This is a genomic window from Prosthecobacter vanneervenii, assembly GCF_014203095.1.
Classification (GTDB): Bacteria; Verrucomicrobiota; Verrucomicrobiia; order Verrucomicrobiales; family Verrucomicrobiaceae; genus Prosthecobacter; species Prosthecobacter vanneervenii.
The window spans coordinates 15,709-38,874 of sequence record NZ_JACHIG010000012.1 but is presented as its reverse complement, the minus strand read 5'-3'; the positions used below and the strand labels follow the sequence as shown (position 1 = coordinate 38,874).

General features: G+C 60.9%; 15 protein-coding genes and 1 pseudogene. 5 read left to right on the top strand and 11 right to left on the bottom strand.

Features of this window, described 5'->3' with window-relative positions:
- The first annotated feature begins 86 nt into the window (after positions 1-86).
- Positions 87-551, top strand: a complete 465-nt coding sequence (locus HNQ65_RS21945) for a L,D-transpeptidase (protein ID WP_184343075.1) — start codon at positions 87-89, stop codon at positions 549-551.
- 21 nt (positions 552-572) lie between these two features.
- On the opposite strand, the gene HNQ65_RS21940 is transcribed toward HNQ65_RS21945, so the two are convergent.
- Positions 573-1,451, bottom strand: a complete 879-nt coding sequence (locus HNQ65_RS21940) for an alpha/beta hydrolase (protein WP_221306248.1) — start codon at positions 1,449-1,451, stop codon at positions 573-575.
- A 73-nt stretch (positions 1,452-1,524) separates the two neighbouring features.
- Positions 1,525-2,358: a lysophospholipid acyltransferase family protein gene (locus HNQ65_RS21935; protein WP_221306247.1), complete on the bottom strand. Its 834-nt coding sequence runs from the start codon at positions 2,356-2,358 to the stop codon at positions 1,525-1,527.
- On the opposite strand from HNQ65_RS21935, the gene HNQ65_RS21930 reads away from it, so the two are divergent.
- Positions 2,357-2,797, top strand: a complete 441-nt coding sequence (locus HNQ65_RS21930) for a 3-hydroxyacyl-ACP dehydratase FabZ family protein (protein WP_184343069.1) — start codon at positions 2,357-2,359, stop codon at positions 2,795-2,797. The genes HNQ65_RS21935 and HNQ65_RS21930 overlap by 2 nt on opposite strands.
- Here HNQ65_RS21930 and HNQ65_RS21925 read toward each other — a convergent pair whose 3' ends face one another.
- The 4 genes from HNQ65_RS21925 to HNQ65_RS21910 all read right to left on the bottom strand — a co-directional run bounded on the left by HNQ65_RS21925 (position 2,798) and on the right by HNQ65_RS21910 (position 9,133).
- On the bottom strand, positions 2,798-4,978 hold the full coding sequence (locus HNQ65_RS21925) for a sensor histidine kinase (RefSeq protein ID WP_184343067.1): 2,181 nt from the start codon (positions 4,976-4,978) through the stop codon (positions 2,798-2,800).
- 13 nt (positions 4,979-4,991) lie between these two features.
- Complete coding sequence (locus HNQ65_RS21920; RefSeq protein ID WP_184343065.1) at positions 4,992-5,678, bottom strand: response regulator transcription factor; 687 nt, start codon at positions 5,676-5,678, stop codon at positions 4,992-4,994.
- 96 nt (positions 5,679-5,774) lie between these two features.
- Positions 5,775-6,944, bottom strand: a complete 1,170-nt coding sequence (locus tag HNQ65_RS21915; protein ID WP_184343063.1) for a vWA domain-containing protein — start codon at positions 6,942-6,944, stop codon at positions 5,775-5,777.
- A 41-nt stretch (positions 6,945-6,985) separates the two neighbouring features.
- Complete coding sequence (locus HNQ65_RS21910) at positions 6,986-9,133, bottom strand: VIT and vWA domain-containing protein (protein WP_184343061.1); 2,148 nt, start codon at positions 9,131-9,133, stop codon at positions 6,986-6,988.
- A gap of 217 nt (positions 9,134-9,350) precedes the next feature.
- Between HNQ65_RS21910 and secG the strand changes: the two genes are divergently transcribed.
- The gene (gene secG / locus HNQ65_RS21905) at positions 9,351-9,884 is read left to right on the top strand and encodes a preprotein translocase subunit SecG (RefSeq protein ID WP_184343059.1); all 534 of its coding nucleotides are present in this window, start codon (positions 9,351-9,353) and stop codon (positions 9,882-9,884) included.
- 157 nt (positions 9,885-10,041) lie between these two features.
- Complete coding sequence (locus HNQ65_RS21900; protein ID WP_184343057.1) at positions 10,042-15,135, top strand: PVC-type heme-binding CxxCH protein; 5,094 nt, start codon at positions 10,042-10,044, stop codon at positions 15,133-15,135.
- A gap of 215 nt (positions 15,136-15,350) precedes the next feature.
- Here HNQ65_RS21900 and HNQ65_RS21895 read toward each other — a convergent pair whose 3' ends face one another.
- The 4 genes and pseudogenes from HNQ65_RS21895 to HNQ65_RS21880 form a co-directional block, all read right to left on the bottom strand.
- Entirely contained in the window at positions 15,351-16,793 is a 1,443-nt protein-coding gene (locus tag HNQ65_RS21895) for an RNA polymerase sigma factor (RefSeq protein ID WP_184343055.1), read from the bottom strand.
- Positions 16,794-16,868: 75 nt separating this feature from the next.
- A pseudogene (locus tag HNQ65_RS21890) lies at positions 16,869-17,171 on the bottom strand (family 16 glycoside hydrolase); the annotation flags it as partial.
- A gap of 825 nt (positions 17,172-17,996) precedes the next feature.
- Positions 17,997-19,094 (bottom strand): acyltransferase family protein, encoded by a 1,098-nt coding sequence (locus HNQ65_RS21885; RefSeq protein ID WP_184343053.1) that lies wholly within the window; start codon positions 19,092-19,094, stop codon positions 17,997-17,999.
- 98 nt (positions 19,095-19,192) lie between these two features.
- Positions 19,193-19,903: an FKBP-type peptidyl-prolyl cis-trans isomerase gene (locus tag HNQ65_RS21880; RefSeq protein ID WP_184343051.1), complete on the bottom strand. Its 711-nt coding sequence runs from the start codon at positions 19,901-19,903 to the stop codon at positions 19,193-19,195.
- 126 nt (positions 19,904-20,029) lie between these two features.
- Between HNQ65_RS21880 and ilvC the strand changes: the two genes are divergently transcribed.
- The gene (gene ilvC, locus HNQ65_RS21875) at positions 20,030-21,058 is read left to right on the top strand and encodes a ketol-acid reductoisomerase (RefSeq protein WP_184343049.1); all 1,029 of its coding nucleotides are present in this window, start codon (positions 20,030-20,032) and stop codon (positions 21,056-21,058) included.
- A 446-nt stretch (positions 21,059-21,504) separates the two neighbouring features.
- Here ilvC and HNQ65_RS21870 read toward each other — a convergent pair whose 3' ends face one another.
- Positions 21,505-23,124 (bottom strand): sodium:solute symporter, encoded by a 1,620-nt coding sequence (locus HNQ65_RS21870; protein ID WP_184343047.1) that lies wholly within the window; start codon positions 23,122-23,124, stop codon positions 21,505-21,507.
- Positions 23,125-23,166: the final 42 nt, after the last annotated feature.

Below are 23,166 nucleotides of genomic sequence, written 5' to 3'. Positions count from 1 at the left end.
GCTTTTTCAAACAGGCGCGCCAGTCGTTCACCGGCGCAGTTCTCGCGTGCAGTCATACGTATGCTAAGGAATCATGCTTTATCGCCATGAATCTCGCCTCCCCACGCCTCGAAGTCAGCATCGGTACGCAGCGGCTGCGTTTGTATGATGGCATGAAGCTCGTGCGCGAATGGCCGTGCAGCACATCGAAATTTGGCATCGGCTTTACGGAAGGCAGCAACAAGACACCGTTGGGCCGCTTTGTGGTCAAAGAAAAGCATGGCGATGGCGCGGAGAGCGGCACCATTTTCAAATCGCGCCAGCCCGTCGGGCGCTGGGTGCCGGGGATGGACACAAAATCCGACTTTGTGCTCACCCGCATCCTCTGGCTGCATGGCACCGAGCCACGCAATGCCAACACCTACCAGCGCTACATCTACATCCACGGCACGAATGACGAAAACGCCATCGGCCGCCCAGCAAGCCATGGCTGCGTGCGTCTGCGCAACCAGGAGATGATCGAGCTCTTTGATCTCGTGCCCGCGGGCACAGAGGTATGGATTGAGGAATAAGCTGGCAGCGCAGGGAAAGCCTCAGTTCAGAAGCCCCAGCGACTTCAGAAACACATCGGTCTTCTGCAGGGTGTCGTCGTGCAGCTCTTTGCTGCGCATGAGGTAGCCGTGGGCCCCACCTTCATTGATGTCGAGCTCGCAGCGGTTGCCCGCTTTCAGCATGGCCTCATGAAAGGCCTTGGCTCCTGCAAAGGGGGTGACGGTGTCTCCGGTACCGTGGAAGATGATCGTGGGCGGCAGGCCGGGGTGCACATGGTGCAGTGGTGACAGCTCCTGCCAGCGTTCGCCGATTTTTTCATTCCCATACCCTTCCTTGGAGGTGTCGATCACGGGAAAGAGCAGCACCAAGGCGTTGGGAGTCGGTGAGATTTTGAGGTCGTCACCTTCTTCGTTCACGTTGTCAAAGAGGGCCGTGGCTGCCGCCAGATGCCCGCCTGCGGATCCGCCGCTGACGATGATCTTCTGCGGATCGATGCCCAGCTCCGCCGCATGGCCGCGCACGTAGCGCATCGCGGAGCGTGCATCCTTCACGCAGTCAAAAACGCTTACGCCTGTCTTCTTGCTGTGCAGACGGTACTGCATGCTGATCCCCACCATTCCGTTCTTCGCATAATGCGCGGCAAAGGAGTACATGCGCTGTGGCACGCCGCCCGTCCAGCCGCCCCCGTGAATGATGAGGAAACAGGCGCGGCTGTCGCCCGGCTTAAAGCCCTCCGGCTCAAACACGTGCAGCTGCAGCTCGGTGTCTCCGACCTTCTTGTAGGGCAGGATGCGCGTAGGTTTGAGCGCTGCCGTCATCTTGTCCACCGCATCGGCGGCTTTTGGCTTGGCCGTTGGAGCCGGGGTTTGGGCATTCAGAGAGCAGGCGAAAAGAAGAAGTGTGAGGCAGAGGCGTTTCATCGTTGCTGGGTGGAACGGTGGTGAACGTGCGCGCATTTCACCGCAGTGTTCGCATGCCTGAGTTCAGGCGGCATCAGGCCTTGGAAGCACTGCCCAGTCGCGATTGAAACAGCTCGTAGAGCCGCTGGTTGAAAGCGGCGGCGCTTTCATCCGGCGGGCTGGCGATGGGCTGACCCAGCGTGATGCGCAGGCGGACCTTTTTGTCTGGCAGACGCCAGAGCGGCCAGCCTTTGCACAGGTAGTCGCTGTTAGTTTCGATAAAGACCGGCCACACAGGCGCGCTGGACTGCGTGGCGATGATGCCGATGCCGGTCTGGAGAATATTGATGCGGCGTTCAGGCTTGCGGGTGCGGGTGCCTTCCGGGAAAAGCAGCAGCCTGTCCCCCTGGCGCAGCGCCTCGATGGCCATCTGCAGCATTTTGGGGGCAGGTTTGTTGGGGATAAAGCCTGCCAGCTTGGCTCCGCCGCGCAGGAAGGGGTTGTGCATCAGGGTGTCCTTCAGGATGCAGCGCAGGCCGTTCACTTTGGAAAGCATGAAGACCGCATCCCACAGCGCCGGGTGGTTGGGGGCGATGATCAGGCCCCCGGTGATGCCTTGCAGCGCCTCAAAGCCGACGTACTCGCACTCATAGATGCCGCATACGCGGAGGATGCCGAGGAAGCCGCGGAAGCCCCAGTACAGCAGCCAATGGCCCAGGGCGCGGGTTTTGTCCGCAGGGAGGATCGGTGCCAGCACCGCGCCCATCAGCAAAAAGAGAAGACCGCCGACGGCCCAATAGCTCATGCTGATGACAAAGACCAACACCATCCAGATGATCATGAGCGCACGGCCCGCCTTGGACGCCGGTGTGCATCGTGGACTTGGAGATTGCTCTGGTGGTGAATCGTGAATAAGAGACTTCAGCATGACATCTTCATCCGAGCTTGTTCAAGCGCTTTCCTCCCTGCCACATGGTTCTGAGTTTCGTTTTATCGACGAGATTGTGGAGCTGATTCCCGGTACGTCCGCCAAAGCATTGTGGAGGCTGAAAGGAGACGAGGAGTTTCTCAAAGGGCACTTTCCGGGTGCTCCCCTCATGCCAGGGGTGCTCATGATCGAGGCGCTGGCGCAGCTGGGAGGCATTCTCCTACAGACGCGCCCGGGCGAGCCTGTGCTCAAAAATCTCCGCCTCACGGCCGTGCGGCAGATCAAAATCCTGGGCAGCATCACTCCAGGTCATTCCCTGCATCTCAGTGCCACGCTCCAGGGAGTGCTGGACACCCTGGGGCAGGTGAGCGGGGAAATCCGCGATGATGCGGGTAATGTCATCCTGACTGGTGCAGTGACGCTGGCGGGAGAGCGGTGACTACTTTGGCAGGCGCAGCAGGAAGCACGCGCCATCCTTGTGCGTGCTGTCCAGCGTGATCGTGCCACCGAGGGCTGCGGCCAGCCTGCGGCAGAGGGCCAGGCCGAGGCCCACGCCCGGGGCCGAGTGGGCTGCCTGACTGGCACTTTTGTGGAAGGGGTGGAAAATCCGCCGCCGCTCGCTGCGGGAGATGCCGCCGCCGTGGTCGCGCACACGCAGCATGGCGAATTTTCCGCTGGTGTCCGCCTCCAGGTGGATGACGGGCTGTGCGGCGCGGGGAGCCGCGTATTTGCAGGCGTTGTCCACCAGGTTGAAAAGAATTTGCTCCACGGCTGCAGCGTCCACATGCAGCTGGGTTTTGCGGTCTGCTTCCGTGGCCTGCACCTGCACGGTCATGCCGCAGTCGTCTGCACGCTGCTGCAGGCGTGGCAGTACTCTTTCCAGCAGAGTGCCGATGGTGATGCTTTCCGCTCGTGCTTTGGCGCTGCCACGCTCGAGGCGGGCGTAGGCCAGCACGTTTTCCACCAGATGGCTCAGTCGGCCTGCTTCTGCCGTAAGGGTGTCGAGGTAGGTTTTGCGCTGGGCTTCATCCGTGACCATGCCGTCTGCCAGCATTTCGGAATAGAGGCGGAAGGTGGTCAGCGGGGTGCGCAGCTCATGCGTCACGGCAGAGACGAAGTCGGCGCGGCGCTCGCTCAGCGCCACGGTGCCAAAGAGCACCAGCCCCACGGCCACTGCAGCCAGCAGGCCGCAGGCCAGTGCGATGCCGAGGGAGCGGCGCAGAGGAGTCCAAAACGGCAGCGGCGGCAGAGCGATGGTGCCCGGCACCAGGCGCACCGGCAGCGCAGCAAAGCGCAGGGGATCGTCATCCGGGCGTGTGCCCGTGATGGCATTGGGCGCAGGCTCCAGCCGCGCATCAGGGAAGAGGTCGGTGATCTCCCGCAGCAGCGATGCACGCACTGAGGGCCAGTCCAGCCACACTCCCTGCACCATGCGCACGCCATCCACCAGGGCTTCGCGCGTGAGCATGAGATGGTCGCCGATCCAGACGCCTCGGAAGGGCTGTGAGCTGTTGGTGGTGGTGGCGTTTTTGCGTGTGGTGGCGGTTGATGGCGGTGCTGCTGGTGGCGGGGCGGGAGCTGCTGCAGCCGTGGAGGCTGCTGCTGAGGCATCTGCCAGCGCCTGTTTGCCTGGCATGTCAGCGGGGGCCTTTTCTGCGATCACGGCTGACTTGGGCGGCGGAGCACTGCTCGCTGAAGCGTTGTCCGCTTTTTTCAGGGCTGGTGCTGGCACCGGTTTGGCCGCTGGAACCTTGTCTTCTTCTTTGGCGAGTGCCAGCGTGCCTGATCCTTGCTTCAGCTTGATCATCGGCTGCTGCTTGATCGCTTCCTCGGCCTGCTGGCTCACGGCGCGGTTGCGCGAGTAATTCTCCAAACTGTTGAGAGAGAGCTGCTGCGCAGCAGCCTGGCTCTGCTGGGCGTTCCAGGCCGGATTGCGCGGCATGTTTGCGTCATTGCCTTTGGTTTCGCTGACCTTCGCATCGTCAAAATCAAAACGGGTGATGCATGCCGCCTCGGCCAGCAGCTGGCGGTTGAGCACGGACGAAGGCTCGTGCGTGGACGAGGCTTTGCGCATCATGCTCTGCCAGGGCAGGTAGCTGCGCTCCCGCTGCGGCTGGATCACCTGCATGGGTCTGGCCAGCAGCTCACGCAGGCTGCTCAGGCGCTGCTCGCTGCGGATGAGTTCATCGCCATTGATAAACTGCGCCAGCGCCAGGGCGCGCTCGCCATTTTGCGGCACCTGCGGGGAGAAGACCTGGCCGCGTGCATCCATCTGGAAATGCAGGAGCACATGCTCGGGTACCTCCGAAAGCAGCGGGGAGGGCAGCAGCACCTCACCTTTGGCCACATTGTCATACGCTTTGCTGACCAGACCCTCTGGAGAGTGAAAGGGGCGGAAATCATAGGAAGGTCGTGAGTTTTCCCGGATCAAGAGCGCACTGGCCTGAAAGTCGAGCCGCCACAGGGCCAGCCGCGTGCGCTCCTGCTCCTCCGCCTCGCGTGCTGCCGTCTCGCGCTCGTGCTCCAGCGCCAGCGTGTGCCAGCTCACCCAGGCCATGGCCGCGAGCAGCAGCCCGAGGCAGGCGATGAAGGTGATCCAGATGTGGAGCGGTTTGCGCATGAAGTTTTGGGAATCAGGCGAGCTGGTAGCCTTTTCCACGCACGGTGACGATGACGCGGGGAGATTCCGCATCATCTCGCAGCTTGTGGCGCAGATTGGCAATGTGCATGTCCACGGTACGTGTTTCGGTCTGCTTGTTTTCGATGTGCCAGACGCGTTGCAGCAACTCCTCGCGCGAGACGGGCCTGCCGCGGTTCAGTGCAAGGTAGCGCAGCACGTCGCGCTCACGCTCGGAAAGCTCGGCGCTCTCGCCATTGTCAAAGCGGGCCACACTCTGGCCAAAGTCGATCGTGGCTGCGGTGAGGGTGAGCGTTTCGCTCACGGGCTGGCGCTCGGGGGCGCGGCGCAGCACGGCCTCCACGCGGGCCAGCAGCTCGCGCACGCTGAAGGGTTTCACCACATAATCATCCGCCCCCAGGCGCAGGCCGCGCACGCGGTCATTCTCCTCGCCACGTGCGGAGAGGATGATGACCGGCGTGCCGGGGCGCTCCCGGCGCAGGGCTTTCAGAATGTCAAAGCCACTGGCATGCGGCAGCACAAGATCCAGCAGCATGAGGTCAAAATGGGAGCTCAGGGCCAGCTTCATGCCTTTCTCGCCATCGCCCGCCTCCAGTGTGGTATGGCCTGCAAATTTGAGCGCATCCAGAATGCCGCGCCGGATGGCGGCATCGTCTTCAACAACAAGGATGGTGGCGGGCATGGCGTGGAAAATAGATGATGAATGACGAATGGGAATGCCTAATTCAGCCAGGCTGGACAGGGCATTCGACACTCGTCATCCGGGTTTCGTCACTTCTTACTTCTCCCAGGAAATGCCTTTTTTCTCCGCCTGGGTGCGCAGGGCCTTGGACATGGCGGTGTCGAGTGTGTCGGCTTTGGAGGATTCCTTGCGCTTGGCAGCCACGTAGGCTTCGCGTTCCTTGTTCAAGGTCAGCACCTGCTTCTGGATTGCCTCACGTTCGGCGGTTTTCTTTTCCAGCCAGGCCTTGCGTTCTTCGACCGTCATTTTCTTCATCTCTTCCGGAAGGTCCTCTTCCTTCACCTTGGAGAGATCAAATTCCTTCTGCTTGCTGGCGTCCACCAGATCCCAGCTGGTGTTGCTGTAGTTGCTGCTGGATTTGGCAATGACACGCTGGAGCATGGAACCTGCTGCGGATTTTTCGGCGGCATTGTTATCTTGGGCGATCTGGCGGGACCTCGCAGCAGGAGCGGCGCGGCCATAGCTGATGTAGGTTTCGTTGAGCTTCTCATTGAGCTTCACGATTTCCTTGTCCTGCGGTGCCTCGATGTGAACGATGGCCTGGTTCTGGTCGATGACGAGGTATTTGCCGTCTGCGAGCAGCGCGCCCTGGTTCCAGTTTCCGGCAATGCCCTCGGCTTCGCCGCCGCAATGAATGGTGTTTACAATGATGCCTTTGGCGATGGCCTCTTTGCAGCTCTTCTGGGAATCCACCGGCCCCTGGGTGAAGGGCTCGTTGCCGGCGATGAAGATGGCCTTGTACACCTTGGGATTGGCATCCCAGGCGAGGTCTTTGGTGGCGCGCTTTATCACCGCGCCGCAGTATTCTTCCCCGCCGTTCGTCTTCAGGGCGAAAAGCTCCTCAGATACCTTGTCGAGATCGCGCGTGAGCGGCTGGATCTGGCGAATCCAGTTTTGTTCGGCGCTGAGCGAGGATTTGCCATATTCGTAGAGAGCCACCTGTACGACGGGTGTTTTGCCGTCCTGCTTGGCGGAGATGAATTCGTTCACGAGTTTCCAGAGCTGGGTCTTGGCCTGCTCGATGAGCCCGTCCATGCTGCTGCTGGTGTCCAGCAGCACGGCGATCTGCACCAGCGGCGTGTCTGGGGCGATGGGTTCGACTTTGGCGATCTCCACGGCGCTGTCTGCAAGTGGAGGCGGAGTTTCTTTGGCGAGGGCAAGGCAGGCGGCGAGTGCTGCGGTGATGAGGATGTGCTTTGTTTTCATGGTGGTGTGTTGATCTGGGGTGAACTGACGGGGAAAAATTCTCAGCGGATGAGCACGAGCTGGCCGCGATGCTGCAGGAGGAGCTCGCCACGCAGGGCCAGCAGGCTCTGGCGGTTGTCAGCAGCGAGCTCATCGACGAGGCGGCCAAACTCCGGGCTGCCGATCTCGATGGTGCGGTCCGGGGCGCGGTCAGCTTTGGCGGCGCCCGAGTCGGTCCAGCGGTTGCCTTTGTTAAAAAGTGCGCCGCCCTGGCACTGCTGCACGCTGGTGATTTCAACCGCCTGCATTTTGTCATTCAGGAAGCGGTTGCGGATGTTGAGCTGCTTGGATTCCACACCCTTCTTCAAATTGTCCTGCTGAGACACGGCGGCGGGTCCGCTGCGCACCTTCATGGCGCGGTCGTTGTAGTTGAAGGCGGCCTTGCTGGCATTGGCCGGGGCGGCGGCGAGGGTGGTGCCTTCTTCCGCCAGGAAGGCGGTGTATTCCGTGAGGATGCCGAACTGCGTGGAGAGGCGCACGATTTCATTCACGAGCTCGGTGGTGCTGCCGGTGGCTCCATCGGCACCGAGATCGCGGATGGCCTCGCTGAGAACGGCGATCTTGCTGCTGGCCCAGAGGCGTGCCACGAAGGCGTTGGCGGTGCTGGCCTTGTCGAGATTGAAGGTGAAGTCGAACTTCCTCTTTCCCTCCGCTGCGTCTCCGTGCAGCTGGAAGTGCAGTGGTGCGTCACCCCGATAGGTGCCGGAGAGCAGAATCTGCTCGCCTTCAAACACATCGGGCAGCGGAGAGGGGATGAGGTCGCTGACGCGGTTTGGGTCATCGACCACCTGCACGATGGGGCGTGTGAGTAGCGGACCGCGCAGGCGCTCAAAAACGCGGCCCACTTTGACTTCCACATCCTCCTTGGGCAGCACGAACTCGGCGCTGGCACGCGTCTCGCGGGCGATGCGCGCTAGCAGCGGTGTATTCACATCCACGCCAACGCCGAAGGTGAAGACGCGGCGCTGATGTGGATTGCCCTTGGCCACGGCCTCGCGGATGGCCTTCTCCGAAGTCTGGCCGATGGTAGGCAGGCCGTCGGTGAGAAAGAGCACCAGTGGCAGCATGCCTTCGAGCGGCTTCTGGCGCAGCGCCTCGACCACGGAGTCGTGGATGTTGGTGCCACCGCTGACACGCAACGCGCTGATGTAATCCCGCGCCTGCTGCGTTGTGGTGGCGTTTTTGACCACCGGCTGCGCGGCAAACATCTCGACTGCTTCATTATAGACGATGAGGTTGAATCCTTCGCCGTCGTTCAGGCCCTCAATCACCTGCAGGGCGGCGGCTTTCACCTGATCCAGCTTGGGGCCGGCCATGCTGCCGCTGCGGTCGATGACGAGAGTGACTTCACGCAGGATGGGTTTCGCATCGGCCCTGGGCTTTGGCGGTGCGATCATCACGAGGAAGTATCCGCCGCCGATCTTGGGATCTGGATAGGCCAGCAGGGAGGCGGTCATTTCATCCTTCGCCTCGCGAAGGAGTGAGACGCGGAAGGCACCGGGGTCTTTGGTTTCGCAGGAGAGAGTGGCGGTGTGCTCATCTGGCTGCTTGGTGGAAATTTCGTGACTGGGAGAGTAAACCGAAGCGATGCGTGACGTGGATTTGACGCGCATGGAGAGCTTCCACGGCACGGTGTACTCCACCGCCTCCGAGCGCGGCAGGACGTAGTCGAGCCGGGCACCGTCAGCTTCGAGCAACTGCTCATAAGTCACGCGCACTTTCTGCGTGCCGTTGGCCGGGACGGGGAAGACACTGGATTTCACCACGGAGTGGCCCACGAACTCCAGAAGCGCGGGATCGCGGGTTTGTGCCACGATGGTGTCGTAGATTCGGCGTGCTTCCTCACGAGGCAGCAGTTTGGCGGTGCCCTCGGAGTTGCCGCCCTCAAAGGCAAAGGATTTTAGGACTGCCCCGCTGGGGACAGGAACGAGCAGCTCGGACTCCTGCGGGCGGGAGGTGGGATTGCGCAGGGCGATGTCCAGCGTGGTGATGGCGAGCTGGTCGGCGATGTCGATGCGGGCCTCGACCTGGGTCACCTGGACCGGCTGGGCGTGGATGATTCGGGTGTTGGGGGAAATCCACGAAAGCGCCCTGGAAGTCTGGGCCAGGAGCGGCGTGGCGAGCAAAAGGAGTGCTAGAATGGGCTTCATGCCGCCACGGTGTGACGGGTGGCTGGCGGCGTCTGTAAACGCCATGTAAAGAGAGGGGCGGTCCTAGGCCTGCGGGGTGAAGTTTGGGGTTAAAGATATGTAATTTATTTATTATCATTGATTTATGGGTGGGTTGGTGGTGCGGACTCCGGCCCGGTGCAAACTGGAACTCCCCCTTGCCAAGCTGGGAAGTGCCCCCATATTCGCGCCCCCTCTTATGGACATCTTCATTGGAATTCTCACCGCAGTGGAAGTCATCGTCAGCCTTCTGCTCATCCTCGTCGTGCTTATGCAGCGCCCTCGTCAGGAAGGCCTTGGCGCTTCCTTCGGCGACGCCGCCGCCAGCCAGGTCTGGGGCGCACAGACCACCAACGTGCTGCAGAAGTTCACCGTTTATCTGGCGATCCTCCTGTTTGGCCTGACCATTCTGCTGGCCGTGCTGGTGAGCCGCCACCAGACCGGCAGCAAGAGCCAGAAGATCTTTGGCGATGCCAAGCCTGAGGCTGCTGCACCTGCCGCCGCTGCTCCTTCTGCTGATGAGCAGGCGAAGGCCAAGGTGATGGAACAGATCCAGAACGCCATCAAGAAAGAGGCCGCCAAGAAGGACGCACCTGCGGCTCCTGCCCCGGCCAAGACTGAGCCTGCCAAGGCTCCGGAAGCTGCCAAAGCACCCGCTCCGGCACCGGCGGCAGCGCCTGCTCCTGCGGCCCCAGCGCCCGCAGCTCCGGCACCTGCTGCACAGCCGAAGTAAAGAGGGCGGTTTCAGTTTCACATTTCACTCGAAGGGCACGACGAAAGTCGTGCCTTTTGCTTTGGGATGCAGCGCCGTGCATGTGCATTTCTGATAGTGTGCCGTGCGAAAACGGGCTTCCCATTTTGCGTTGGTTTTGCGTAGCATCGCACCAACCATGAAACGTTTCCTTCTCAGTCTCGCACTGGCATTGTCCTGCGTCGTCCTGCAATCATCCTTCGCGGCGGAGCCGCTGCGGGTCTTTATTCGCTCAGGGCCGAAGTCCCACGGGCCGGGGGCGCATGATCATCCTTCCTTTTTGCGCGACTGGGTGCCGCTGCTGAACGAACGGGGTGCGAAAGCGACGGGCGGTGACGCATTTCCGACCAAGGAGCAGCTGGATGCCACCGATGTCCTCATCCTGCATCTGGACAGCGGTGGTGACATCAAGATCGGGCAGGAGAGGAAGGACCTGATGGAGTTCCTGCAGCGCGGGGGCGGCATCGTGACGATCCACGCGGCATCGGTTTCCAAGGATCATGACTGGTTCAAGGGCATCATCGGCGGGTCATGGCACCATGGGCAGACGAAATGGCGCGAGGGTCCGATGCATTTGTACTTCACGGATCACGACAATTTAATCACCAAAGATGTGTCGAATTTCGCAATGGATGACGAAATTTATTACGACATGGATGTATTGCCGGAGTGCCGGATTCTGGCCGGGGCCTACACCCCCAAGCCGTCCGGGGCGCGGAACGAAAAGGCCGCGAAGCGGGCAACGGAGATCACCAAGGGGGGCAAGGAGGTGAGCATCTATGACATCCAGCCGCAGATGTGGACCTATGAGAAGGACAACTACCGGTCGTTTGTCAGCATCCCGGGGCACTACTATGCGAACTTCAGCCGGCCGAATTTCCGGGCGCTGCTGCTGAGGGGGATCGCGTGGGCGGGGAAGAGGAGCAATGTGGATGAGCTGTGCAAGCCGGAGGAACTGGGGGACAACCTGCGCTATGTGGAAGGCGGACCGACGCGGCCGGAGAAGGCGGCTGAGAAGCTGGAGGTGCATCCGGAGTTTGACATCTCACTGGTGGCTGCGGAGCCGCTGATCAACAAGGTCATGAATGTGGACTGGGACGAGAAGGGCCGCCTGTGGGTGTGCGAGACGCCGGAGTACCCGAACGGACGCCGTGAGCTGAATGTGGAGAAGTGGAAGGACAGCGGCTCATGGGTGAAGAAGTACGACCGTGATCCGATCGACCGCATCTCCTGGCTGGAAGACACCAATGGCGACGGCGTGATGGACAAGAAGCATGTGTTTGCGGACAAGCTGGAACTCGTGACGAGCTTCTGCTTTTACAAGAAGGGCGTCATTGCCTGCGCGGCGCCGGACATCTGGTATCTCGAAGACACGGATGGCGATGAAGTCGCAGACAAGCGCACGGTGCTTTACACCGGCCTCGGCACGGGGGACACGCATGCGGTGATCAACAATTTGCGCTGGGGGCTGGATGGCTGGGTGTATGCCACGCATGGTTACAGCGCCGGGCATGTGACCTCGCCGGATGGGAAGAAGGATTTTGGCACGGACGGCAGCGGGGTGGTGCGCTTCAAGCCGGATGGCAGTGCGTTTGAGCAGTATGCCTCCCGCGGTGGTAATACCTGGGGCCTGGACATTACCTCGGATGGTCAGGTGTTTTTCACGCAGCCGACGAGCGGGAATCACTTCCTGCATGTGGTGCTGCCTGAGTATGTGCTGGCGAAGGGCAAACTGCCCGGCGTGATGGGCACGAATGGCATGCTGCCGAAGGAGCCGACGTATCCGCTCATGACCTGGCCGGAGCAGGCGTATGTGCAGATCGACCAGGTGGGTAGCTACACGGCTGCCGCTGGCTGCGCGATCTATGAAGGCGGCGCCTGGCCAAAGAAGTGGAACTACAGCTACTTCTGCACCGAGCCAACGCTGAACATCGTGAGTCATTTCTTTGTTGAGAAGGATGGGGTGACCTACAAGGCGCATCGTGAGGCGGGGCGTGAGAAGACTGAGTTTATTCGCAGCAAGGATTTGTGGTTCCGGCCGATTGAAAACCGAGTGGGGCCGGATGGCGCGCTGTATGTGGTGGATTTCTACAATCAGGCGGTGATTCACAATGACACGCGCGGCCCCGTCCACGGCCCGGCCAATGCGGCGGTGCGGCCTGACCGTGATCATTACTTTGGCCGCATCTGGAAGGTGCAGCACAAGGAGGCGAAGAAGATCGCGGTGGCCGATCTCAGTCAAAAGAGCACAGATCAACTTCTTGATTTCGTCGGCACTTCACCCAATGGCCCGGCGAGACAGACGGCGCTTCGGCTTCTGGATTCGAAACTGACTTACGACGAAGCCAAAACTCGGGTTGCAGGGCTCATTTCAAAGGTGAACGCCAGCAACCGTGTCCTTACTCCGCAAGAGGAGGCTCAACGAATCGCTCTTGCCCGAGTCGAACATGCACTTCGTCCATCCGATGAAAAGCCGCTGGAGCAGGACGTCCTGATAGACGGATTGGGAACATTTGGAACGAAATTGTCGCCAGAAGATCTTTATCAAACGATTGAAGCTGGACTCAAAACATCCGGAGCCTCTAAAGTCGTGGCTGAAGCGTTGAAGGTGTTTGCATCAGCAACCAACGATTGGACGCGCTCTGCCGTCATCGCCGCTACGGCTGATCATGCAGAGGAAGTCATCACCGAGGCGCTTGCGGCTCCGGCAGGAGTCGAACAACTCGTGAACGCTTTGATTCCGTCAGCCAGATCGGCAGAGACACTGGTTGTTGCTTGTGCTAACTCTAAAGCTGATGCGCTGAAAATCATCATCCTTCAGGGCCTCGCGCAGCAGTTGAATGATGTGCCTGCGCTTACACCAGAGCTGACGGCTTCTTTGAAGAAGCTACTCGCGCAGCCTGGGCTTGCGGCAGCGGCGTTGCCGCTGGTGGTGAAGTGGGACAAGGCGGGGGCGCTGGCGGCCGAGGTGAAGGCGCAGATTGCGAGTCTGACGTCCAAGCTGGAGGACAAAGGAGCTGCCATCGCGGACCGCATCACGGCTGCCAAAGCCTTGGTCGGAATCGGTGGCGATGCGAGCCGGCAGGTGGCTGGCGTGCTGTCCCGTACGGATTCTCCCAACGCGCTGCAGGCTGCAATCATCACAGCGATGGATGAGAAGGGCAGTGTCACCGATCTGGTAGCGAACTTGAACGGGCTGAAGCCCGAACTGCGGACGCAGGCGTTTGATGCGATCTTGAAGCGGCCTGAGGCGTCGCTGGCACTGCTGGGAGCGATTCAGAACGGGAAGATTGATCCGAAGGAGATCGGGCCGGGGAACATTGCGCGTCTGCGGACGCATCCGAACAAGCAGGTGGCGAAGCAGGCGAATGCGATGATTGACAAGCTGAGCCCGAACGCGAAGGCGAAGAACGAGCTGATCGCGCAGCTGACGCCGGAGGTGGAGAAGCCGGGGGATGCGGTCAAGGGCAAGGCGATGTTCACTGCCGCGTGTGCTGTGTGCCACAAGCTGGGAGATGTGGGGCTGCGTGATGTGGGGCCGCAGCTCACGGGCATGGGGGCACATGGACCGGCGGAACTGCTGGTGCACATTGTGGACCCGAACCGCGAAGTGGATCCGAGCTTCTGGGCTTGGAACATCACCACAAAAAAAGGCGAAACGCTGGCAGGGGTGATCATCACGGAAAACCAGGCGAGCCTGACGCTGCGGAATCAGGGTGGTGATTTTGAGATCAAGAAGGCGGACATCGCGACGCGGGAAAACACACGTCGGAGCCTGATGCCGGAAGGGCTGGAAGGACTGGGGGCGGAGAACATCCGCGACATTCTGGCCTTCATCTGCGGAGGGGAGCAGAAGTTCCGGGTGGTGGACCTGCGCACGGCTTACAATGCGGACAGCCGCAGCGGCATTTTTGCGAAGGAGGATTCCAAGGACGAGACGGTGACGCTGCACAAGTTTGGCAACGTGACGGTGCATGGCGTGCCGTTTTTTGTGATGGACCCTGAGAAGTCGCAGACTGGGGCGAGCCTGATCGCCCTCAAGGGCGGTGGCAAAGGGACTCCGGCGGCGAATTTTCCTGAGAAGGTGGAGATCGCCATGAACACCACCGCCGCGAGCCTGCACTTCCTGGGCGGTGTGGCCGGCTGGGGCTGGCCGTTTGGCGGGGACAAGGCACGCGGACAGCCGGCGATGACGGTGCATGTTGATTATGCCGACGGCGACAAGGAGAGCATCGTGCTGAAAAATGGAGAGCACTTTGCCGATTACATCGGCAAGGCTGAGGTGCCGCTGAGTGATGATGCGGGCGACTTCACACGGCGCGGACAGCTGCGTTGTTTCGCGATCAATCTGAAGAAGAAGGGCGCGCTGAAGAAGATCACGCTGGAGACGAGCGGCAGCATCGTGACGCCGTGCACGGTGGCGATCACCGCGAGCACGGAGCCGGCGAAAGTGGAGGCAGCGGCGAAGCCCAAAGCCAATGCGCAGGCCGGTGGTGCGGCAGAGGCCGGGCCGAAGGAAGGTGGCAAAGGCGACGGGCCGTTGGTGGCTGCGACTCCGGTGCAGTGGGAGGCCGGAAAGACGAAGGTGCTCGTCATCGGCGGCGGGTCATCGCACAACTTTGCGAAGTTCTTTGGCGAGACGGATGTGGCGACGCTGAAGAGCGCCGGATTTACGGTGCACTATACGGAAGACCGTGATCAGGCGGCAGCGGAGCTGGCGAATGCGGATGTGGCGGTGATCAGCGTGAACCGGAAATTTTTCGACACGGCGGCGTATCGCAAGGCGCTGTTTGATTTCGCGGCGGCGGGCAAGGGGATTATCATGCTGCATCCTGGCACGTGGTATGGTTTTGGCGGATGGCCGGAGCTGAATGCGCAGATCGTGGGCGGTGGTGCGCGCGGTCATGACAAGATTCATCCGTTTGATGTGAAGGCGGTGAAGGCGGAGCACGCGATCATGGCGGGAGTGCCTGCGAGCTTCACGGTGGAGGACGAGCTGTATTATGTGAATGCAGAGCCGGACAAGATCCCGGCGGGTACCGCGAAGATCACCGTGCTGGCGGAGACGAGCCCGAGCGACAAGTACAAGGCGTCGCATCCGAGCGTGTGGATCACGGAGCACCCGAAGGCACGGGTGGTGGGCATCGCGCTGGGGCATGATGCGCGGGTGCATGACCTGAAGCCGTATCAGCAGATTTTGACGAATGCGGTGAAGTGGGCGGGTGGGAAGTGAGGGCGGTGTTGCACCACCTGATCATAGCTACGTGCTGGAGCTTGCAGAATGCGTCAGGGAATTGTCAGCGCCTGAGTCCTATATCAGGCACATGTTTTCGTTTCTGGATTCTTGAGCTGAATCAGGGTGCGTGTGGTTGAATCTGATTAACACAGCCTATAGGGCTGCACCAAGGTGCTCTCGTCGCTACACTTCATGCCTTGACCCACGGCTGGTCAGAGAGAGGTTTTGCCCCACTTTTCCCATCGCCAGTAAAGGTGGCATCCGATTAAGGTGACGAGCCATATGCCCAGAGAGAACGATTGGATAGCTATGATCGCTATGGAGTGCTGCCAGGCTTCCTTGGATTGGCACCACTGCTGCCACATGTAGGCAGTGAGCCCGGCATACTGAAGGAACAAAGCGCCAATCAAAGCCATCAGAATTCGTCGCCACTCCCACGGCCAGCGGAGAAGGGCAACGACAGCCACTGCTGCCAGCGCGAGCGGCATGGCGATGACCAGCGTGCGCATCCAACCCAAGACGACGAGGAAGTGTGGAACATTGCAGGCTGAACCTAAAACCACGGCGAATCCGATCACACCCGGCCAGAAACCTTTGTCAGCGGGCTCCATGCGCCACACGGAACTTGCTGCCTCTGCACTCAGACCATCTGCTATCCGGATCATCTGACGACGGTGGTAATACCAGAACCCAAAAGCAAAACTTGCTGACTGTATTAGCACACCCACAAGAAACGACACAGCCACCAACCACGATGATCCCGCCATCAGTCGAATTCCGCGCAGCCCGAAAACCAGCGCAACGGCCAAGCCTATGAGTATGGCACCAGCGAGCGTCCAAACTGCAAACCGATGCTCGCGCGGCGTGCGTGCCGATTGAGTCTGCGAGCGGAAAAGACTCCACATGCCTGCCGCTCCAGTGATGAGAGGCAAAGCCGCCGCACCGCCTATCGCGCTGCTTTTTGCCAGCTTCGCACCCGCGCCTGAGGCAGCAGCAGCCGAAGCTGTTGCCGGGCTGGCAGCGAGAATACCTATCACGGCCAGCGTGAATGCTGCTGTGGGCCCCGACGTGCGAAGCACACTGCCTAGCGAACGTTCCACCCGCTCCGTTAGCATCGCGCGACCTCGCGCCAGCCGCTGCTTTACCGCATCCTCGGAAATCCCCAGCGCCTCCGCCACAGAGATCACGGATTCGTTTTGCCGATAAAAGAGCACCATCGGCTCGCGATACAGCACCGGTAGCTCCAGGAGGTGCCGTAGCAGAATCGTACGCTCCTCGCTGTCGATGGCATGCTCCGCAGGCGTGGAAGCCTCGACCTGCAAATCTTCGCCGCTTGCCCCGTCCACCCGTGCCGTCGGCGTGCGGTCATTTCGACGTATCGAGCTTTTCGCGATGTTTTGCGCGATGCCGCAGACCCATGACCTGAACTTCCCCGGCTCCTTTAACGCGCCCAGTTGCCGCCACGCACCCACAAACGCCTCCTGCGCGATGTCCTCGCTGTGATGCAAATCCCCGCAAGCGCCGAGCGCCAGCGAATAAACGAGCGACTTATGTCGCTCGACCAAAAGGCCGAACGCGGCGGCATCGCCTCCGCGAGATTGTTCAACAAGCTCGGCATCGGAGACATCTGGGGGATTTATCATCTGAGTGTTCATTGCTGCCCATGAGTGGTCCAAACATGCCCCACGGTGACAGAAAAAGTGACTGCGGCTTAAGCCGCAGTCATCATATCACCTCGATCCTAGCTGCAGCAGCTTCACCTTCCGAAACTCAATGCCAGCATCCGCACGTCTGCAATTGAAGCCTATGCGGTCTTTGAGTGGCATTTTGGACCACTGCTTGCCTGGGAGCCGTTTCGGCATCGCAGAGCCGTCGGGAGTTATCTCGCCATCCTTCAGCGTCGTAAGGTCGATCTCGTCCACGACTTTGCCGTTGAGCACGACGGTCATTCTCGAGCCTTGAGCTTTTGGGGGCATGTGGTTCCACTCGCTGGTGGGTTTGACGGTGCTCTCGGTCGTGGGCTGATGGTCGAAGAAAGCACCGCAGCGCTAGTTGGCGGGCTTTTACTGCAATTGTTTGGCGCCTGAATGGGCAGGCCTAGGTGGTCCATATGCGAGAGGGGCGTGCAGATTTTATGCGAGCGCTGGGTGGGTGAAGGCTTCTCGCATACCTCCGGCATGCGGCCTTTAGATATGCGTGATGCCTGTGGCAGCCCGGTGGTTCTCGCTGCACCGCTTCGCGGTTTCGCTTCACCACCGGCTAATCTCTCTGCTCCCTTCCGGGAGCCCAGAGCCGCGTGCAAAAGTATAAGGCAGATGGAATGGGGAGTGTTAGACCAACTCTCAAAAATCTTGTCACATTGCCCTGACGGCGGAGCGGCCCCATTGGCTGCGTTAGTCGCTTGCCTGTTATCTTCAAATAGCAGGCGGCGCTCCCGCCTTGCCACTGGGGCCGCTGCGCTCGCCGGTTCATTATGACAATCTTTTCGAGAACAGGTCTAGCTGGCCGGAAGGGGGCTTTGTTGGCAGTGGTTGCGAGAAACCAGGCAACGAGACGATCAGACATTCGGACAATCAGGGGCTGGGAAAAGATTTCTGAGGCGGGGATTTGGACTGCAGGTTCATTCGCGGGGACATGAACGCGGAGATATGGTTGTGGAGGGATTCCCGGTGAGCTTTGATTCTGTGCTGGCCGTCGTGCTGGCGAAACCATTGTCCGCTCCCGCCTTTGGGTGTTTTGTGGAATGTGCAGGCAGGCTGGCACGCCGAAAGCGGTAGCTGCGCTCGTTCCTCGCTCCGCGACCGCACTCCAAATGGGGCGGCTGCTTCGGCGTGGTTGATATGGCGATTCTGCTTCGATCAAACCTTGAGGAAGATCTTTCTTTGATGCAGCCAGCGGGCGGTGGCGAGCATGATGAGGAAGGTCGTGGCGGCGGGGATCCAGTCGTAGGGCGGGGGAGTTTTGGTGACGAGGCGCTCGCTGAGGGTGCGGAAGAAGCCGAAGCCGGAGCAGAGGTAGAGGGCGATGGGATTGGAGCCGACCCAGAGGAAGGGGGCGAGGCCGCGACGGAAACCGAGAACATCGACGATGAAGTAGAAGGTGCCGAGGAGGATGGCGCTCCAGCCTGCGGCGACGAGGACGAAGCTGGAGGACCAGATCTTTTTGATGATGGGAAAGAAGGGATGCCAGGCCCAGCCGAGCGCCAATAGGATGAGGCCGGAGATGATGAGGCCGCCGGCTTTGCGTGAGGGGGCGGTGTCTGAGGTGATCCATTTTCCAGCGAGGAGGCCGAGCAGTGCGGTGGCGATGGCGGGCAGGGTGCTGAGGATGCCTTCGGGGTCGTGGTCGCCGTCGTATTTGCGGCCAGGGAGCCAGATGCTGTCGAGGTAGTTGGTGAGGTTCATGCCTTCGGCGAAGTTTCCTGCACCGATGCCAGGTGCGGGGACGAAGCGCAGCAGCAGGAAGTAGCCGAGGAGAAGAGATGCGGCGGCCACGATGAGGCCACGAGGCTTGAGCCAGAGGGAGAGGATGCCCGCTGCGGCGGAGGCGATGCCGATGCGCTGAAGCACGCCGAGCCAGCGAATGTGGTCCCAGCCGTCTCTCATGCCGCCGGAGAAGATGACGCCGAGCACCACGAGAGTGACTGCACGTGAGAGCAGGTGACGCAGCGCGGAGATGCGGCCTTCCCGCTGCACGCGCCGAGGGACTGCGATGGCAAGGGAGACTCCGGCAAGGAAGAGGAAGAGGGGAAAGATGAGGTCGTAGAAGCGGAAGCCGTCCCACTTTACGTGAGTGAACTGCGCGGCGAGATCTGCCACTGTCTCGTTGCTGGGGAAGGTGCGATTGAGCACCTGGGTGAGGACCGACGAGAGGCCGAGGATCCAGCACATGTCGAAACCGCGCAGGGCATCGAGGGATAGGAGACGCGTGGGCGCTGGAGTGGTGGAGTCGGGCATGGGCGTGTGAGGATGGCCGGAAGGGATGGCAACAAACGGCACGAAAAAGGGCGATCCTGCGCGGATCGCCCTTCAAAGATGACTATGGATGGAAGTGATTACTTCACGATGCCGAGGAGCTCGACTTCGAAGACGAGAGCTTCGTTGGGGCCGATGTCGCCACCTGCGCCGTTCTCACCGTAGGCGAGGGTGGAGGGAAGGAAGATCTTCCACTTGGAGCCAACGGGCATGAGCTGGAGGGCTTCGGTCCAGCCTTTGATGACTTCCTGCACGCCGAAGGTGATGGGCATGCCGCGCTCGACGGAGCTGTCGAACACCTTGCCGTTGGTGAGGGTGCCGTGGTAGTGGACGTTCACCTTGTCGGTGGCGACGGGCTTGGCGCCGGTGCCTTCCTTGATGATTTCATACTGGAGGCCGCTGGCGGTGGTGGTGACGCCTTTGCGCTTGCCGTTTTCGGCGAGGAATTTTTCGCTGGCGGCCTTGGCGTCGTCGCCACGCTTGGCGGCCTTGGCCTGCATGCTGGCTTCGAAGGCCTGCATGGCGGCCATGAGCTCCTCCTGGGAGTACTTGGGCTTGTCACCACTGGTGGCGGACTTGATGCCTTCGACGAGGGCGGTGGTGTCGATGGCGATGCCTTGTTCCTTGAAGTTTCCGCCGAGGTTTCGGCCGATGAAATAGCTGACTTTGTCCATGGGTACGGGTCCTGCTGCGGGGGGGGCTTCGGCCTGCTGGGCGGGCTTTACTTCCTGAGCTTGGGTGAGGGAGGCGGCAGCAAGTGCGGCGCAGAGCAGAGCGATGGTGGGTTTCATATTGGAGGCGCGGAGACTACGCACGGGGCGGGGGCGGTCAATGGCGGCCTTTCCGGGCCGGGAAAAAGCCGTTTGACCCCGCCCCCCCTATGAAGCAGTATCGGCACCCCTCTAACCAGAATTAATATGCCCGCGAAAATCTACACTGAAAAAGACGCCAGCCTTGCACCGCTCAAAGGCAAGACCTGCGCTGTGATCGGCTTCGGCTCCCAAGGCCACGCTCATGCCCTGAACCTCAAAGAGAGCGGCGTGAACGTGATCATCGGCCTGTACCCTGGCAGCAAGAGCCGCAAGGTGGCAGAAGAAAAGGGCCTGAAGGTCTATGACACTGCTGAAGCCGTGAAGAAAGCCGACGTGATCTTCGTGGCCGTGCCGGACACCAAGATCCCGGACGTCTTCAACAAGGACATCAAGCCGAACCTGGTGAAGGGCAAGACCCTGCTGTTCAGCCACGGCTTCGCCATCCACTTCAAGACGATCACCGTCCCTGCCGACGTGAACGTGATCATGGTGGCTCCGAAGGGCCCCGGCCACATCGTGCGCCGCCAGTATACCGAAGGCAAGGGCGTGCCTGCTCTGATCGCCATCTACCAGAACGCTGACAAGCAGGCCAAGAAGATCGCTCTGGCCTGGGCGCACGGCATCGGCGGCACCCGCGGCGGCGTGCTGGAAACGACCTTCAAGGAAGAAACCGAAACCGACCTCTTCGGCGAGCAGACCGTTCTTTGCGGCGGCGCCAGCGCGCTGGTGCAGGCTGGCTTTGAAGTGCTGGTGGAAGCCGGCTACTCTCCTGAGATGGCCTACTTTGAGTGCCTGCATGAGCTGAAGCTGATCGTGGACCTCATGAACGAGTCCGGCATCGCCGGCATGCGCTTCTCCATCTCCGAAACCGCCAAGTGGGGCGACGTGAAGGTGGGTCCGAAGATTATCGACAAGTCCGTGAAGAAGCGCATGAAGGAAGCGCTGAAGGACATCCAGACCGGCAAGTTTGCCAAGGAGTGGGTGCGCGAGACGAAGACGGGCTACAAGAAGTTCAACAAGCTGCTGAAAGACGGCGAGAAGCACCCGATCGAGAAGACCGGCGCACGCCTCCGCAGCCTGATGCCGTGGATCAAGAAGCGCGACATCAAGGGCCAGCAGGCCAGCTACTCGTAAGAGTGGTGAGCGATCGAGGCGGTGAGAGCCGTCACGATTGTCTAAGAATCAAGAAGAGCGCGGATCGGAAACGGTCCGCGCTTTTTTTGTGGGCGGGGGGAGGGGGCTGAATTTTACACCGCGAGAGATTAGAAGACCGCAGAGAAAACCTCTGGAGCAAGACGCGCTGTGGTGAATGCTATGCGGAAGGATCGAGGACGAGTAGGAAGACGAAGAGGACAGATGCGCAGGACCTTGCTGCATTATGTGCCATAGACCACGGCTGCTTGAGGACAAGCAGCCCTACCAGCGCTGGGTGACCTGCCCGCGCTGGGCATGCGAGCGCGCAGTGCTCAGGCAGGGCTGTCATCAGCCCTCCGTCGTCGGAGCTGAGCATGGATTCGCAGCGTGTGGATCGAGGACGAGTTCGAGTAGGAGGACGAGGACGACGATGAGGAAGCGAAGGATTAGTTTGCGCGGTCCTGCTGGGGCTGAGAAGGGAAGAGGATGGCGATGGAGAAGGTGACGACGGTGCCGAACATGATGCGCCAGGGGAACTCGATGACGGGGACCCAGTCGGCGTGCTTCCAGGTGCTCTTGGGGTTGAAGAGTTTTAGCAGGTCGATGTCGAGGCCGCTGAGGTAGGCGACGGCGATGAATCCGGCGAGCATGGCGAGGGTGTTGCCGAAGTCGCTGCCGCGCGAGCGGGTGAAGAGGCCGACCATGAAGACACCGAGCAGGGAGCCGTAGGTGTAGCCGAAGATGCCGAGGATGATGGGAAGGATGCGCAGGGTGGGATTGTGCGTGGTGACCCAGGCGGTGCCGAGGGCGACGGAGATGAGCAGCACCGCAAAGAGCACGGTGCCGAAGCGCAAGACGCGGACGCGGCCGGCGTCTGTGGCGGGCTCGCCAAACCAGCGGAAGTGGAAGTCGCGAACGTAGCTGGTGGCGAGGGCATTCAGCGCGGTGCTGAGGGAGCCCATGGCGGTGGCGAGAACGCCTGCGAGCACGAGGCCGCGAATGCCGCCGGGCATGACGGTGAGGATGAAGTGGGGGAAGACTTTGTTGGCAGAGACGATACCGGATTCGCTGCGGGGCAGGGTGGTGTCCGGATGCTGCTGGTAGTACACCCATAGGAGGATGCCGATGGCGAGGACGACGAGGGTGATGGGTACATCGGCGAGGCCGGAGAGGATGGTGGCCATGGCGCTCTGTTTTTTGTTTTTGGCCGTGAGCATGCGCTGCACCATGTCCTGGTCGGTGCCGTGAGTAGCCAGCGTGACGAAGGTGGAGCCGAGGAAGGCGGCCCAGACGGTGTATTCCTGCTCGAGGATTCCTTTGATGTTTTCCCACACTCCGGCACCGGCTTTGATGCCCCAGTCCCAGACGAGGAGATCTTTTTCTCCAGTGAGCATCTTGGTAGCGCCGGCCCAGCCGCCGGGGATGTGGCCGAGGAGGTAGATGAGGGAAAAGCTGAGGGCGCAGATGAGGACGATGATCTGGATGACGTCTGTCCAGATGACGGCGCGAATGCCGCCGATGGAGGTGTAGAGCGCGGTGGCGAGGGTGACGAAGATCAATGCGCCGCCGGTGAGGAGGAATTCCTTGGTAGGAGAAAGTGTCTCGCCGGGATACTGCAGATGCCATACCAGCACCAGGAGCATGCTGGGCACCCAGAGGCGTGTGCCGCTGGCGAGGGTGCGTGTGACGAGGAAGATGGCCGATGTGAGCCGCCGTGTGCGCGGCCCGAAGCGCTGGCCGAGGAACTCATAGATGCTGACCACATTGTGCCGGTAGTAGGCCGGAATGAAGACGGCGCTGACCACCACACGCGCCAGCAGATAGCCGACGATGAGCTGGATGTAGGTGAAGTTTTTGAGCGCGTAGCCTTCGCCCGGTGCGCCGAAGAAGGTGCCTGCGCTGATCTCTGCCGCGAGGATGGAGGCGAGCACGGCCCACCATGCGATCTGGCGATCTCCTAGAGTGAAGCCCTCGACGCTGCCGCTTTTGCTGCGCTGCGAGAGGCCGATGCCGATGATCAGGGCGAAGTAACCGAGGATGACGATGGCATCGAGAAGGTAGGGCATGGCGTGTGTGGCACGAAGTCTCGCTGCAAAGCACCACACACG